The sequence below is a fragment of the Sinorhizobium fredii USDA 257 genome (assembly GCF_000265205.3).
Taxonomy (GTDB): domain Bacteria; phylum Pseudomonadota; class Alphaproteobacteria; order Rhizobiales; family Rhizobiaceae; genus Sinorhizobium; species Sinorhizobium fredii_B.
In genome coordinates, this window is record NC_018000.1 from 3598140 (window position 1) to 3611839 (window position 13700).

The window sequence follows — 13700 nt, forward strand, 5'->3', positions numbered from 1 at the left end:
TGAAGTCAGGAAACCGTTCACTTGAAGCAATAGCCGAATGGCAGCGATCCCGGTTCAACCAAGCGGCTTGCCGCGGGAGAGCACGATGCAAAGGAGTGAATCTGACGTCTTCGACCTCTTTTCGGAGATTTATTCGAGTGCAGCGCAAGAAGAGATAAGTCTACAGGAATATCTCCTCGCATGTCGCGACGACAAGACTATGTACGCCACCGCGCAGGAGCGGATGGTGGATGCCATCGGGGAACCGATCCTCATCGATACCAGCGCTGACGAGCGCCTCGGCCGAATATTCTCAAACCGAACCATCAAGATCTATCCGGCCTTCTCCGATTTCTTCGGCATGGAAGACACGATCGAGCGAATCGTGGGCTACTTCCGCTACGCCGCCCAGGGCCTCGAAGAGCGCAAGCAGATTCTCTACCTCCTGGGTCCGGTCGGCGGCGGTAAGTCGTCGCTTGCGGAGCGGCTGAAGAAGCTCATGGAGCAGCGGCCGATCTATACGCTGATGGTCGACGGCAAGATCAGCCCGGTCTTCGAGTCTCCGCTGGGCCTATTTCATCCCGAGCGCATGGCCGACCTCCTGGAGGACAAATACGGCATTGCAAGGCGAAGGCTTACCGGCCTGATTTCGCCCTGGGCCGCAAAGCGGCTCGACGAGGTCGGCGGCGACATATCGAAATTCAGCGTCGTCAAGCTGACGCCGTCGCGCCTGCGTCAGATCGCCATTGCAAAGACGGAACCCGGAGACGAAAACAATCAGGACGTGTCCTCGCTGGTCGGCAAGGTCGACATCCGCCAATTGGAGAATTACAGCCAGGCGGACCCGGATGCCTATTCCTATAGCGGCGGTCTGAACCGCACCACGCAGGGGCTGCTCGAATTCGTGGAGATGTTCAAGGCTCCGATCAAGGTCCTGCACCCGCTTCTGACGGCGACCCAGGAGGGCAGCTACAACGGTACGGAAAACTTCGGTGCCTTCCCGTATCAGGGCACGATCCTGGCGCACTCGAACGAATCGGAATGGCTGCAGTTCAAGAACAACCGCAACAACGAGGCGTTCCTCGACCGCATCCTGGTGGTCAAGGTTCCCTATTGCCTGCGCGTCACCGAGGAGAAGATGATCTACGAGAAGCTTCTCCGCGAGAGCGAGCTTTTCAGCAATCCCTGCGCACCGGAGGTGCTGGAGATCCTGAGCCGCTTTACGGTCTCCACCCGGCTCGTTCCGCACGAGAACTCGTCGCTTTACACGAAGATGCGCGTCTATGACGGCGAGAACCTCAAGGACGTAGATCCCAAGGCCCGCTCGGTTCAGGAATATCGTGATGCCGCCGGCGTTGACGAAGCCATGACGGGCGTCAGCACGCGTTTCGCCTTCAAGGTTCTGTCGGAAACCTTCAACTACGATACGAAGGAGGTCGCCGCCGACCCCGTTCACCTGATGTACATCATGGAACAGGCCATCAAGCGGGAGCAGTTCGCGAAAGAAACGGAAGCGGCCTATCTCGACTTCATCAAGTCGGAACTCGCCAGCCGCTATGCCGAATTCATCGGCCATGAGATCCAGAAGGCCTATCTGGAATCCTACAGCGAATACGGCCAGAACCTCTTCGACCGCTACATCGCCTATGCCGATGCATGGCTTGAGGACCAGGACTTCAAGGACCCCGACACGGGGCAGATCCTCAACCGCAAGATCCTCGACAGCGAGCTGTCGCAGATCGAGAAGCCGGCGGGCATTGCCAACCCGAAGGACTTCCGCAACGAGGTCGTCAAGTTCACCTTGCGGGCCCGTGCCAAGAACCACGGCCGTAACCCGTCCTGGACGAGCTACGAGAAGCTGCGGGAAGTCATCGAGAAACGCATGTTCGGTCAGGTCGAGGACCTGTTGCCGGTTATCAGCTTCGGTTCCAAGAAGGACAGCGCGACCGAGAAGCAACATGCGGAATTCGTCCAGCGCATGAAGGAGCGCGGCTACACCGAGCGCCAGGTACGTCGACTGGTCGACTGGTACATGCGCGTGAACAAGGCAGGGTAAGCGTGCGGTTAACAGGGGGCAGCACATGCCGAACTTTATCGACCGCCGCCTTAACCCGAAGGACAAGAGTCTCGGTAACAGGCAGCGCTTCCTGAAGCGCGCGCGCGAGGAACTGAAGCGGGCCATCAAGGAACAGGTCAAGTCGGGAAAGATCGCCGACGTCGACGCTGAACACAATGTGACGATGCCCGCCCGCGGCGTCGGCGAGCCGACGTTCCAGCCGGCCGGTGACTCCGGCGAACGGCAATATGTCCTGCCCGGCAATCGCGAGTTCGCGGCGGGGGATCGTCTTCCGAAGCGGGCTTCCGGCGGGGGTGCCACGGGCGCGGGTGCCGGCACCGGACGGAGCGAGGACGAATTTCAATTCGTCCTTTCGCGCGAGGAGGTCCTCGATCTCTTCTTCGAGGACCTGGAACTTCCCGATATGGTCAAGCTCAACCTGAAGGAGTCCGTCGCCTTCAAACGGCGCCGCGCCGGCTTTGCCGCGACGGGCTCGCCCACAAATATCAACGTCGGCCGCACGATGCGCAACAGCTTTGGCCGCCGCATCGCCCTACACCGACCGGGGCGACGGGAAGTGGAAGCGATCGCCGAGGAGATCGCCAAGCTGCAGGCAGAGCCGAAGTCCGGCGCGAAGCACCAGCAGCACCTCGAGGAACTGCGTGAGAAGCTGGAAAAGCTGGAGCGGCGGCGCCGGCGCATTCCCTATGTCGATCCGGTCGACATCCGCTTCAATCGGTTCGAGCCGCAGCCGCTGCCGAATGCCAGCGCCGTGATGTTCTGCCTGATGGATGTGTCCGCTTCCATGGGCGAACGCGAGAAGGACCTCGCGAAGCGCTTCTTCGTACTGCTGCACCTCTTTCTGAAGCGGCGTTACGATAGGATTGACATCGTCTTCATTCGCCACACGGACGAGGCCGGCGAAGTGGACGAGAACACCTTCTTCTACAGCAAGCAGAGCGGCGGCACGATCGTCTCGACGGCGCTAGAGGAGATGCTCCGCGTCATTCGGGAGCGTTATCCGGCCCGCGAATGGAATATCTATGCGGCGCAAGCCTCGGATGGCGAGAACATTTCCGGCGACTCGGAACGTTGCGCGTCGCTCCTGCACGATGAATTGATGCGGCTCTGCCAGTATTACGCCTATGTCGAGATCATCGACGAGCGCGAGACGGAAATTTTCGGCACCACCGACAATGGAACCTCGCTCTGGCGTGCCTATCGAACGGTCGATGGCGAGTGGCCGAATTTCCAGATGACCCGCATCGCCAAGCCGGCCGACATCTATCCCGTCTTCCGGAAACTCTTCGGCAAGCAGCCGGCAGTGCAAGTGCGTAAGTGAGAGGCGACCGGGATGCCAAAAAAGGGTGCGGCTTCAAACCTCCTGTTTCAGGGTTCCGACTGGAATTTCGAGACGCTCGCGCGCACCTATGATGCGATCGAGACCGTGGCGCTCGAGGACCTTGGCCTCGACGTCTATCCCAACCAGCTCGAGATCATCTCTTCCGAGCAGATGCTCGACGCCTATTCCTCCGTCGGCATGCCGCTGATGTACCAGCACTGGTCCTTCGGGAAGCGCTTCGTTTTCGAGGACAATCTTTATCGCAGAGGCAGACGCGGGCTCGCCTACGAGTTGGTCATCAACTCCAATCCCTGCATCACCTATCTGATGGAAGAAAACACCATGGCCATGCAGGCCCTGGTGACGGCGCACGCGGCCTTTGGCCACAATCATTTCTTCAAGAACAATTACCTGTTCCGGCAATGGACCGATGCCAGCGCTATCCTGAGCTACATGGAGTTCGCCAAGAAATACATTACCAAATGCGAAGAGCGCTACGGGACCACGGCCGTCGAGGCCATTCTCGATTCCGCCCACGCCCTCATGGATCAAGGCGTCTTCCGCTATCGGCGGCCTCCGAGGCTGTCGTCGGAAAAGGAGCGGGAGCGGATGCGGGAAAGACTGGAATACGAGGAGCAGACCTATAGCGATCTTTGGCGGACCCTTCCGACGACGAGCGAGAGCAGCGACCCGGACGCCCTCGAACGCGACGTGTCGGAGCGCAAGAAGGCGCTCAACCTGCCCGACGAGAATCTTCTCTATTTCCTGGAGAAGACCAGCCTCATCCTCGAACCCTGGCAGCGGGAAATCCTGCGGATCGTCCGTGTCATCGCCCAGTACTTCTACCCACAGCGGCAGACCAAGGTGATGAACGAGGGATGCGCGACCTTCGTTCACTACACGATCATGAACAATTTCTTTGAACAGGGGAGGATAACCGAAGGCGCGATGCTGGAAATTCTCCAGAGCCACACCAATGTCGTCTTCCAACCGTCTTTCGACGATCCGCGCTTTCCTGGAATCAACCCTTATGCGCTCGGTTTCGCCATGATGCAGGACATCGAGCGAATCTGCGTCGATCCCACGGCCGAGGACCGGGACTGGTTTCCCGAGATCGCCGGCAGCGGCAACTGGCGCGAGACGCTGCTGGACGCCTGGGCGAACCACCGCGACGAGTCCTTCATCCTGCAGTATTTGAGCCCGACACTGATACGCAAATTCAGGCTTTTCCTGTTGTCGGATGAGGCGGACGAAAAGTATTGCGAGGTCGCCTCGATCCACAACGAGCGCGGTTACGAGGCCATTCGCGCCGCCCTTGCACGCAGCTATGACATTGGCGCGAATCAGCCGGACATTCAGGTCATGGATGTCGACCTCTTGGGGGATCGCCACTTGCGGCTGCAGCACAATGTCAAGAATGGCATTCTTCTCGAGGAGGCCAGCCGCGACGCCACGCTCCGACATGTACGCCATCTGTGGGGTTATGAGGTCAGCCTTGCCGGTGTCGAGCCTGAAACGGGCGAGACACTCTACGAGTGCTCGACGGCGGATATCGAGGAAGAGTGAAGGGCGATCTGCGCTTTCCGACATAGGCCACCGCTCGGAAATCGCGACGATTTCGGGGTGAAATCATCGCGACCGAGGGGCCATGTCGCTACGACGTCTACGGTTGGCAGTCACTTCTCCGTGCCGTCGGGCGCAACCTGCTGCATCTCTCCGCCGGTTCCAGTTTGCGCGGTCGGGTCGCGGTCCGTCGGCGCGGGTATAGCTGGCGTGGACTGATCTTGATTGACGCTGCCGGTTTGTTCAGGCGACGGCCCCGGCTGCATCTGCTCCGTTTCCGCCGTTCGGTCGCTGTCTATGCTTTCGCCCCAAATTTCGACCGCGCCCCAAACGATGAAGGCTAGCATGAGCCCGCCGAGGAGTACCGCCAGAATCGCGGTCCCGCTGCGGCCTTGCTTCGCCTCCGCAGCCGAAAAACTCTCTCTCTCGGAGTCATGCGTCGCGGTTGCCGGATCGCCGCGTTCATCGAGATATTTGGCCATGGCATCGTCTCCTTAGATTTCCTTGGAGAACGGGCTCGGCATCGCAATGTTCCGACGAGGGTTAGTCGCCCAAGGAATCGACCATGCTGCGGCGAATGAGCTTGTAGGTGTGATCGGGCTGAACCTCGTAGGTCTCGTAGACCGTTCGGCCCTCATGAAGGAACCGGTTCTGTATCTTCGTGCCCGGCGCGGCCAGCGTCTTTCGGGACGAGGCCGTTTCCCCATAGGTGAGGCTTCCGGGAAGCGGCTCGAGGTCGGGCGTGGCGGTGCATCCTGTAAGCGCTATGGCGCAGAGGAGGGGGAGGTGCAGAAGTTTCATCGCATGTCCTTCGGTTTCATTCCGGAACTGCCGAGTTCGGCTCTGATCTTCCCAATTCGTCAGAGGGCGGCGGGCTTCCGGAGCGGCGCGACCCTATTGAACTGGAAGCCGCAGCGCAACCTTGGCGCGCCGATCAGGATGTCAGGTCAGCTTTTCCAACCGCTTCACCGCCCGTTCGCGCTTCAGCCTCGACAGCCGACGGATCCAGAAGATGCCGTCGAGCTGGTCGATCTCGTGCTGAAGGCAGACCGCCATCAGTCCGCTTGCCTCTTCCTCGACCGTCTCGCCCGAAATCGTCTGGTAACGGACGCGAACGCTGCCCGGCCGCTCCACCTCTTCGGTAATGCCGGGCATCGAGACGCTGCCCTCGCTGTGACGCGTCGTCTCTTTAGAGTGCCAGACGATCTGCGGATTGACGAAGATTCGGGGACCTGCCTGGCGATCAAGTTCGATCACCGTCACCCGTTGCAGGACGCCGATATGCGGCCCGGTGATGCCGATTCCGGGAGCCGCACGCATCGTCTCGGTGAGATCGTCGACAAGGCTGCGAAGGTCATTGTCGAAGCGGCTGACCGTTTCGGCGCTCTTGCCGAGGGCCGCGTTTGGAAACCGGATGATGGGTCGAATAGCCATGCAGGATGCTCTCTTGTGTGAATGACCGTCCTGTCGCTTTCGGGTGGTGCCGGCAGGCCTTACTCATTTCACTTTTTTCATGTGCATTTGCAACAGCTTGGAGAAAAGGTCCGCGGCCCGGCGTGGATGTGTGGACCTGGGCAGAGCTTTGCGCTAGCAGGGCAATGGGCTGTCTATAGCGCAGGTTCGGGCGGCGTATTCTTTTGGAGGGCGGGTCCATGAGCGATACAGGCGACGACGACCGCAGTTCCGATGAAATCGCTGCCTTCGAAGGTTCGGATATCTATGCCGACGACGGCTCGGTGCGGTCGGATTTCCTCATGCATGTCGGTGCCGCGATTGCCGACCGCGACACGATCTATCTCCGCAAGCACGTCGCCGGGCTGCACGCGTCCGAATTGGGCGATCTGCTCGAGGCAATCCAAGCGGAACAGCGCCTGGCGCTTGTCTCGCTGCTTGGAAAAGAGTTCGACCTTGCGGCGCTGACCGAGGTCGACGAGGCGATCCGCCTCGATATCGTCGAGCACCTGCCGAATGAGCAGATCGCCGAGGCGATCGGCGAGATGGATTCGGACGACGCAGTCTATATTCTCGAGGACCTCGATCAGGAGGATCAGGAGGAGATCCTCGCCAAGCTGCCCTTCACCGAGCGCGTTCGTCTGCGCCGTTCGCTCGACTATCCGGAAAGCACCGCCGGCCGACGCATGCAGACCGAGTTCGTGGCCGTGCCGCCCTTTTGGACGGTTGGTCAGACAATCGATTACATGCGCGAGGACGAGGATCTCCCCGACAGCTTCACGCAGATCTTCGTGATCGATCCTACCTTCAAACTGCTCGGCACCGTCGATTTGGACCGTGTGCTGCGCACCAAGCGATCGGTGAAGATCGATGCGATCATGCGCGACACCAGTCACTCGGTCCCGGCTGAAATGGACCAGGAGGAAGCGGCTCAGCTTTTCGAGCAGTACGACCTCCTGTCGGCGGCCGTCGTGGACGACAATGGGCGGCTGGTCGGGGTTTTGACGATCGACGATGTCGTCGACGTCATCCAGGAGGAGGCCGAGGAGGACCTGCTGCGCCTCAGCGGCGTCGGCGACGAGGAACTGTCGGATTCGGTCGTCGAAGCTTCCCGCTCGCGCGTCCCCTGGCTGTTCGTCAATTCGATGACCGCCTGCATCTCGGCGTCCGTCATTGGCCTCTTCGATGCCACGATCCAGCAGATCGTCGCACTCGCCATTCTCATGCCGATCGTCGCCGGCATGGGCGGCAATGCCGGCTCGCAGACGATGACCGTGACTGTGCGGGCGCTCGCGACGCGCGGTCTCGATATCCACAACGCGCCACGAATCATCCGCCGCGAAGCGGGCGTCGGCCTCTTGAACGGCATGATCTTCGGCAGCTTCATCGGCCTTGTGGCAGGCTTTTGGTTTCAGAACGTCCATATCGGCGGCATCATCGCAACGGCCATGTTGATCAACATGATGGCAGCGGCACTAGCCGGCATCCTGATCCCGCTTCTCCTGGACAAATCCGGCGCCGATCCGGCCGTCTCCTCCGCGGTCTTCGTGACGGCGGTCACGGATATCACCGGCTTTTTCAGCTTTCTCGGCATCGCCACCTGGTGGTTCCACGTCACATGAGCCGTGTTTGACTTTTACGTCAAAGTCAATGATAGTGAACCTGTGATTGGATGGAATGGCGGGCGTGAACAAATATTATAGCATTACGGAATTGACGCGGGAATTCGGTATCTCCACCCGAACGCTTCGCTTCTACGAGGATGAAGGTCTCATCCATCCGGAGCGCCGCGGACGCACGCGCCTGTTTCGGCCAGCCGATCGACATCTGATCAAGGAAATCCTGCGCGGCCGGCGCATCGGTTTCACCATTGCGGAAATCCGCGAGATTATCTCGGTCTATAAGGACCCTCCGGGCGAAATGGGCCAATTGCAGCTCCTGATGAAGCGCGTCGAGGAGAAGCGCGAGGACCTGCGGCAGAAGCGTAAGGATATCGAGGATACGCTTGCCGAGCTCGACAATGTCGAGGAGGCCTGCCTGACGCGCCTCGCCGAGATCGGCGTCGGGACATAACACGCGAAAAAATCCGCTGTCCGTCGAGAGGTGGCCGCGCGCCGCTTTCTTTCGTCCGCCGTTCAGATCCACCGTGTCGTGTGGCGGCAATAGCGTTCGAATTCGAAGCCGAAACGCGAAAGCAGGTGACGCTCCTCGTTGCGGACGGCGATCAGCGTCGTCAGGGCGACGGCAACGATCCCCATGACGAAGAACCAGGGATTGAGGGTGATGAGGCCAAGGCCGACCATCACGAAGGTATAGCCGAGATAAATCGGATTTCGGGTGAAGCGGAATGGCCCGCCGGTGACGAGGCAGGTTGCGCAACGGTGGGGAAGTACGGCCGTGTGGCGTTCAAGGAGGGTCTTGACGGCCCAGAGATCAAGTGAAACCGCCAGAAGGATCAAGGCGCATCCCGCTAGCCATGGAACCCAGCTGTGCCCGTGGGCGACGGGGATGGGAAAAACGCGGCCCAGCCCCAAAGCCGCCAGGGCCGCCGCACCATAGATGAGCGGAGGCCACGGGAAATTCAGCGGCTTGGCACGATAGGCGTTCATGTCCTAGAGCCTTTCATGGCTAACTGGAAACATTCTGCCGGAGCAGGCTTCGTCAGGGCGGAGGCGATTGACGAAGGTCGTACCCGGATGCACGGCCGAGGCGATCGCCTCTGATCCTTTCGGAAGGATGCCCGGCCCTTCGGGTTGGCTGAAGCGGGGGGCCTGTTTGCTCGGCTGGCTTGGGCGTATGCTCGGGCTACGCCGCGCGCCAGCCGAGCAAACATTCCGCGCCGCTTGAGCCAACAGAATTGTTTCCATTTAGCCATGAAAGGCTCTAGTCCCCCGACTGTGCTTCCATTGTGCACTGAGTCGCGATGCGCGCAATGCGTTCATCAGTCCTCATGTCGATCTTCCCCAGGTTTAGATCCTCGAACAGGTTCTGCTCTTTCAGCCGGTCGAGCGTGCAGCCGCAAAAGGCGCTGCACGAGATATTCGGTTCTTGGCGGTTGCAGGCCTGCTCGCAGTTCAGGCGGTAGGCCTGCGCCGGGCCCGGTACCGGGGGCGGGAACGATGAGAGAGAAAGCATAGACGAGCCCCATAAGCAGCGGCTGGTGTATGAGGTATATGGCCAGACTGTGGCGCCCGCCGAAAGCGAGGGGCTTGATCCACAGCCTGCGATGCCCCGCGTCGCCTTGCGCGGACCGCCACCGGGCCGAGAGCATCGGGTGGAGCAGTTTCGCCGTGCCGAGGCCGAGGAGAAACGGTGCCAGCCACGGCAGCAGCGGCACGTAATCATTGGAGCGGGGGATCGTCTCGGAGAGCCCGATCCACCAGAGCGCCGGCGTGTCGAAGACGGCCGAGCGCAGGTAAAGCGGCGCGGCGAAGGCAGCGGCGGCGGCGAGGAAGGAGACCGCCGCCGGGAGCCGCAGGAAGAGGAGACCGACAAGGCTTGCCGCCGCGATCGCGTGGAGAATGCCGAAAAAGATGAAAGACTGGGGAACGGCGAACCAGGTGGCGATGCTGATGACCGCTGCCGCTCCGGCGATTTTCGCGAAGCGCCGCAGGAATGGACGCACGCGGAATTTCGGACCGTGGCCGAGCACCAGGCTGTAACCGGCGAGAAACAGAAAGCTGCTGGCGATCAGCCTCGCAAACAGCCTCCAACCGCCCGTGCCAGCCGTACCCGCCGCCACATAGCCGAAGAACTCGAGATCCCACGTGAAGTGATAGATTGCCATGGCGACCAGCGCGAGGCCGCGCAGCGCGTCGAGGAGATCAATTCGACCGGACCTCGTCACGCTCGGCTGCGGAGCCGGCGTTTCGTCGATCGTCGTCGCAGGCGTATCAGGCATGTAGTCGCCTTCCTGTTGGGAGAAGGGGAATGCGTTCGGCATTTCGCAGTCGCGTCGCGACTATGTTGAAATGAAGGCCGATGCGCGGCTTTGTCCAGCAGCAAACGCCTCTATGCTGGTGATCAACAGCCAACGGAGGAGGGGGCAATCCATCAGGCCTCTGCGATCAGCGCCTCGCGTGCTTCGGAGAAGAATTGCCGGCGAGTAAGCACGAAAATCACGAAGCCCGTCAGCACGATGAAGATATAGGGGCTGATGAACCAACCGAGATAGCCGATCGACAGGAAGATCGCCCTCAGGCCGGCATTGAAATGCTTGGCGGCGAGGATGTTCATCCGAATGGCGCGCTCGGCGGCCCGTTCGCCGGAGTGGCGATCGCGCGACATGTCGGCCGTCATCGGAATGCCGCCCATGAGGATGGAGCAGTAGTTGAACAGCCGATAGGACCAGCCGAACTTGAAGAAGGAATAGCCGAACAGGCAGGTCAGTCCGCCGACCTTAAGTTCGAATCCTGCCCGTCCACCGCGAAAAACCTGCGGCAGGTCGTTGAAGATCATCTGCACCTGTTCGGTCGCGCCGAGCAGCGCAAAGCAACCGCCGAGCGCGAAAATCGTCGTCGAGGCGAAGAAGGCGGTGCCGGCCTGCAGGCCGGCGATGATCTGGGTGTCGATCATCTTCAGGTCGCGGTTGAGCGAGTTGCGAATCCACCGCGCTCTATTTTCGTTCATCAAACGGGTCAAGCTGACGCGCTTGAAATTGCGCCGGGCATCGGTCGCCCAATTGAAGCTGCCCCACAGCAGGAGGAAGATGCAGAGTGCAATGTAATCTTCGATTGTCATGCACGTCTTTTGGCATGGCCGTTTGAAAATGCAAGATCGCCGCAGCCTGCCCGGACTCGTTGCGACGAGGCAGCCGGGTCCCGCGATGTCGCACGGACAGAATCCGATGTCGGTCGATCACCTGACCGATCGGCATAGGATCGCATAGGCTTTCACCCTATATAAGGAAGATCGGACCGCCTTCGGAAGGATTCGGGACCGGTTACGATCTAATCATCGACAGGGCTTTGGTTCCCACTCAGGCGGGAGCTCTGTCAGGCGCTGGGCAGGCAATTCATGTTTCTTTCCGTCTTCGACGTTTTCAAGATCGGTATCGGTCCTTCGAGCTCACACACGATGGGGCCAATGTCGGCGGCAAACCGGTTTCTCGATCTTATCCTGTCGGACGAATGGCCACGTCCGTCGCACGCCGCAGTAGGCGCCATCAAGGTCAGCCTGCATGGATCGCTGGCCCATACGGGCATCGGCCACGGCACGGGCAGGGCGGTGATCCTGGGGCTGATGGGCGAGCGGCCCGATCTGGTCGATCCGGACCGGATGGACGCGGTCATCGACGAGGTTGAGCGAACGGGCCGCATCACGCCTCCCGGTCACCCCTCCTATGCGTTCCAGCCGAGGACAGATCTCCTCTTCGACAAGAAGGTGCCGCTGCCGGGTCACGCCAACGGCATGTCCTTTTCCGCCTTCGACCGAGATGGCCGGCTGCTGTTGAAGCGGATTTATTATTCGATCGGCGGCGGTTTCGTGGTCACCGACACGGAGCTCGAAGCAATGCGGGCGGCAAAGAACAAGCCTGCCGGCGCCAAGATTCCTTATCCCTTCGCCACCGCTCAGCAGATGCTCGACATGGCGGCGCGCTCCGGACTGACGATTGCCCAGATGAAACGGGCCAATGAGGAATGTTCGATGTCGAGAGAGGAACTCGACGCCGGTCTCGATCGCATCTGGTCGGCGATGAGCGCCTGCATCGATCGCGGCCTCAGCCAGGACGGGATCATGCCGGGCGGCCTGAAGGTTCGCCGCCGGGCCCGTGCAATTCATGACAAATTGCAGGAGGAGTGGCGCTCCAACAAGACCAATCCCTTGCTCGCCAACGATTGGCTGAGCGTCTATGCCATGGCCGTCAATGAAGAGAATGCTGCCGGCGGCCGGGTGGTTACCTCGCCGACCAATGGTGCCGCCGGAGTCGTCCCGGCGACGATCCGCTACTATCTGCATTTTCATGAGGATGCCGATCAGGACGGCATTCGCGACTACCTTCTGACGGCCGCCGCGGTCGGCGGCATCATCAAGCACAACGCCTCGATCTCCGGTGCGGAGGTCGGCTGTCAAGGCGAGGTCGGCTCGGCTTCCGCGATGGCGGCGGCCGGCCTCGCAGCGGTGATGGGCGGCACGCCCGAGCAGGTCGAGAATGCGGCCGAGATCGCGCTGGAGCACCATCTCGGCATGACCTGCGATCCCGTCGCCGGCCTCGTCCAGGTGCCTTGCATCGAGCGCAACGCGCTCGGCGCGGTGAAAGCGGTTACGGCCGCGTCGCTTGCGCTGAAGGGCGACGGCAAGCACTTCGTGCCGCTCGATGCCTGCATCGAGACGATGCGGCAGACCGGCGTCGACATGAACGAAAAATACAAGGAAACCTCTACCGGCGGTCTTGCGGTCAATGTCGTCGAGTGCTGACGCTGAAGCGGCTTTTGTGGACGAATCCGCTCATTGCGCTTGACCGTGACCGGCGGACGGGTGTTCAAGCACTGCCATGGCCTTGCATCTCATAAAGCTCTGCGTCGGCGCAGAATCCGTCGAAGACTTGCGCGAGTGGGTTTCGCGCAAGGCCTTGGCGGCTGTCGCTGCCGGGCAGGAGCCCCATTCCTTTCATACGACCCGCATGGTTCCGAAACGCACCGAGGGCCTTCTGGGCGGCGGATCGCTCTACTGGGTGATCAAGGGTTATGTCCAGGCGCGCCAGCCGCTGATCGGCATCGAGACCTTCACCGACGGCGAGGGCATCGGCCGCTGCAATCTCATCCTCGGACCACAGGTGGTGGAAACCGAACTCCAGCCGCGCCGCGCCTTCCAGGGTTGGCGGTATCTGGAGGAAAAGGAGGCGCCGCGCGATCTCGCTTCGCTTTCCTCCGATGGCGGGGAGATGCCGCTCGAACTGCGGCGTGAACTTGCAGAACTCGGACTTCTGTAGAAGCAAATTCGCCCGCAATCAAAATGCCGCGCTGAGTCTCAATCGATCCGGATTCTCAAGGGATGCCGGCGACCGGCTGCCGTCACGTGGAGATGTATTCCCGCCCGCGGCTGGGTCGAACGCCAGGCGCGGGCGCCATGCGTCAGCAGCATGGCCACCAGATCTCGCGTCTTGGCTTTGGAGCGGTTGAGACCGGCATCCGCTATGCGCATGGCCGCCTCATGGAGCGGATGCAGGCCGATCCGCGAGGGCTTTCCCTTTTTTCCCGGCATCGCAACAACGCCGGGGACATTCTCGTTCACTGCCATGACAAACCTCGTTACGCTATACAATTTCCGAGGAGGACGGCCGGAAACACGCGTCCGGCCGAGTCGTGT

13 protein-coding genes and 1 pseudogene are annotated in these 13700 nt (G+C 60.9%); 7 read left to right on the forward strand and 7 right to left on the reverse strand.

Translation table 11 applies throughout. The annotated features are described in order from the left end of the window. Positions 1–85 precede the first annotated feature (85 nt). The 3 genes from USDA257_RS16705 to USDA257_RS16715 are packed head-to-tail and all read left to right on the forward strand — an operon-like array spanning position 86 to position 4943. On the forward strand, positions 86–2035 hold the full coding sequence (locus USDA257_RS16705; RefSeq protein ID WP_014764132.1) for a PrkA family serine protein kinase: 1950 nt from the start codon (positions 86–88) through the stop codon (positions 2033–2035). 25 nt (positions 2036–2060) lie between these two features. Then, on the forward strand, positions 2061–3377 hold the full coding sequence (locus USDA257_RS16710) for a YeaH/YhbH family protein (protein ID WP_014764133.1): 1317 nt from the start codon (positions 2061–2063) through the stop codon (positions 3375–3377). Between the two features lie 12 nt (positions 3378–3389). Further along, on the forward strand, positions 3390–4943 hold the full coding sequence (locus tag USDA257_RS16715; RefSeq protein WP_014764134.1) for a SpoVR family protein: 1554 nt from the start codon (positions 3390–3392) through the stop codon (positions 4941–4943). A gap of 110 nt (positions 4944–5053) precedes the next feature. On the opposite strand, the gene USDA257_RS16720 is transcribed toward USDA257_RS16715, so the two are convergent. From USDA257_RS16720 to USDA257_RS16730, 3 genes are all read right to left on the reverse strand, one after another. Next, a complete protein-coding gene (locus USDA257_RS16720; protein WP_041414309.1) occupies positions 5054–5422 on the reverse strand; it encodes a hypothetical protein in 369 nt (122 codons plus the stop codon). Between the two features lie 61 nt (positions 5423–5483). Beyond that, on the reverse strand, positions 5484–5741 hold the full coding sequence (locus tag USDA257_RS16725) for a hypothetical protein (protein ID WP_014764135.1): 258 nt from the start codon (positions 5739–5741) through the stop codon (positions 5484–5486). Positions 5742–5882: 141 nt separating this feature from the next. Further along, positions 5883–6374 (reverse strand): peptide deformylase, encoded by a 492-nt coding sequence (locus USDA257_RS16730; protein ID WP_014764136.1) that lies wholly within the window; start codon positions 6372–6374, stop codon positions 5883–5885. A gap of 218 nt (positions 6375–6592) precedes the next feature. On the opposite strand from USDA257_RS16730, the gene mgtE reads away from it, so the two are divergent. Further along, a complete protein-coding gene (mgtE, locus tag USDA257_RS16735; RefSeq protein WP_014764137.1) occupies positions 6593–8014 on the forward strand; it encodes a magnesium transporter in 1422 nt (473 codons plus the stop codon). Positions 8015–8069: 55 nt separating this feature from the next. Next, positions 8070–8465: a MerR family transcriptional regulator gene (locus tag USDA257_RS16740; protein ID WP_014764138.1), complete on the forward strand. Its 396-nt coding sequence runs from the start codon at positions 8070–8072 to the stop codon at positions 8463–8465. Between the two features lie 62 nt (positions 8466–8527). Here the strand turns inward: USDA257_RS16740 and USDA257_RS16745 are convergent, their stop codons facing one another. The 3 genes and pseudogenes from USDA257_RS16745 to USDA257_RS16755 all read right to left on the reverse strand — a co-directional run bounded on the left by USDA257_RS16745 (position 8528) and on the right by USDA257_RS16755 (position 11132). Then, on the reverse strand, positions 8528–9001 hold the full coding sequence (locus USDA257_RS16745; RefSeq protein WP_014764139.1) for a methyltransferase family protein: 474 nt from the start codon (positions 8999–9001) through the stop codon (positions 8528–8530). A gap of 274 nt (positions 9002–9275) precedes the next feature. After that, positions 9276–10293: pseudogene (locus tag USDA257_RS16750) on the reverse strand (heparan-alpha-glucosaminide N-acetyltransferase). 152 nt (positions 10294–10445) lie between these two features. Further along, a complete protein-coding gene (locus tag USDA257_RS16755; protein WP_014764141.1) occupies positions 10446–11132 on the reverse strand; it encodes a DUF599 domain-containing protein in 687 nt (228 codons plus the stop codon). Positions 11133–11408: 276 nt separating this feature from the next. On the opposite strand from USDA257_RS16755, the gene USDA257_RS16760 reads away from it, so the two are divergent. Together USDA257_RS16760 and USDA257_RS16765 are read left to right on the forward strand one after the other, a co-directional pair. Then, on the forward strand, positions 11409–12809 hold the full coding sequence (locus tag USDA257_RS16760) for an L-serine ammonia-lyase (RefSeq protein ID WP_014764143.1): 1401 nt from the start codon (positions 11409–11411) through the stop codon (positions 12807–12809). A gap of 76 nt (positions 12810–12885) precedes the next feature. Beyond that, entirely contained in the window at positions 12886–13323 is a 438-nt protein-coding gene (locus USDA257_RS16765; RefSeq protein ID WP_014764144.1) for a DUF1489 family protein, read from the forward strand. A gap of 38 nt (positions 13324–13361) precedes the next feature. Here the strand turns inward: USDA257_RS16765 and USDA257_RS16770 are convergent, their stop codons facing one another. After that, the gene (locus USDA257_RS16770; protein WP_014764145.1) at positions 13362–13631 is read right to left on the reverse strand and encodes a hypothetical protein; all 270 of its coding nucleotides are present in this window, start codon (positions 13629–13631) and stop codon (positions 13362–13364) included. Positions 13632–13700 lie beyond the last annotated feature (69 nt).

Coding starts and splice junctions, on each gene's coding strand:
- USDA257_RS16715 (WP_014764134.1), top strand. CDS start 3,390: ATGCCAAAAAAGGGTGCGGCTTCAAACCTCCTGTTTCAGGGTTCCGAC.
- USDA257_RS16710 (WP_014764133.1), top strand. CDS start 2,061: ATGCCGAACTTTATCGACCGCCGCCTTAACCCGAAGGACAAGAGTCTC.
- USDA257_RS16725 (WP_014764135.1), bottom strand. CDS start 5,741: ATGAAACTTCTGCACCTCCCCCTCCTCTGCGCCATAGCGCTTACAGGA.
- USDA257_RS16745 (WP_014764139.1), bottom strand. CDS start 9,001: ATGAACGCCTATCGTGCCAAGCCGCTGAATTTCCCGTGGCCTCCGCTC.
- USDA257_RS16740 (WP_014764138.1), top strand. CDS start 8,070: ATGGCGGGCGTGAACAAATATTATAGCATTACGGAATTGACGCGGGAA.
- USDA257_RS16755 (WP_014764141.1), bottom strand. CDS start 11,132: ATGACAATCGAAGATTACATTGCACTCTGCATCTTCCTCCTGCTGTGG.
- USDA257_RS16705 (WP_014764132.1), top strand. CDS start 86: ATGCAAAGGAGTGAATCTGACGTCTTCGACCTCTTTTCGGAGATTTAT.
- USDA257_RS16765 (WP_014764144.1), top strand. CDS start 12,886: ATGGCCTTGCATCTCATAAAGCTCTGCGTCGGCGCAGAATCCGTCGAA.
- USDA257_RS16730 (WP_014764136.1), bottom strand. CDS start 6,374: ATGGCTATTCGACCCATCATCCGGTTTCCAAACGCGGCCCTCGGCAAG.
- mgtE (WP_014764137.1), top strand. CDS start 6,593: ATGAGCGATACAGGCGACGACGACCGCAGTTCCGATGAAATCGCTGCC.
- USDA257_RS16760 (WP_014764143.1), top strand. CDS start 11,409: ATGTTTCTTTCCGTCTTCGACGTTTTCAAGATCGGTATCGGTCCTTCG.
- USDA257_RS16720 (WP_041414309.1), bottom strand. CDS start 5,422: ATGGCCAAATATCTCGATGAACGCGGCGATCCGGCAACCGCGACGCAT.
- USDA257_RS16770 (WP_014764145.1), bottom strand. CDS start 13,631: ATGGCAGTGAACGAGAATGTCCCCGGCGTTGTTGCGATGCCGGGAAAA.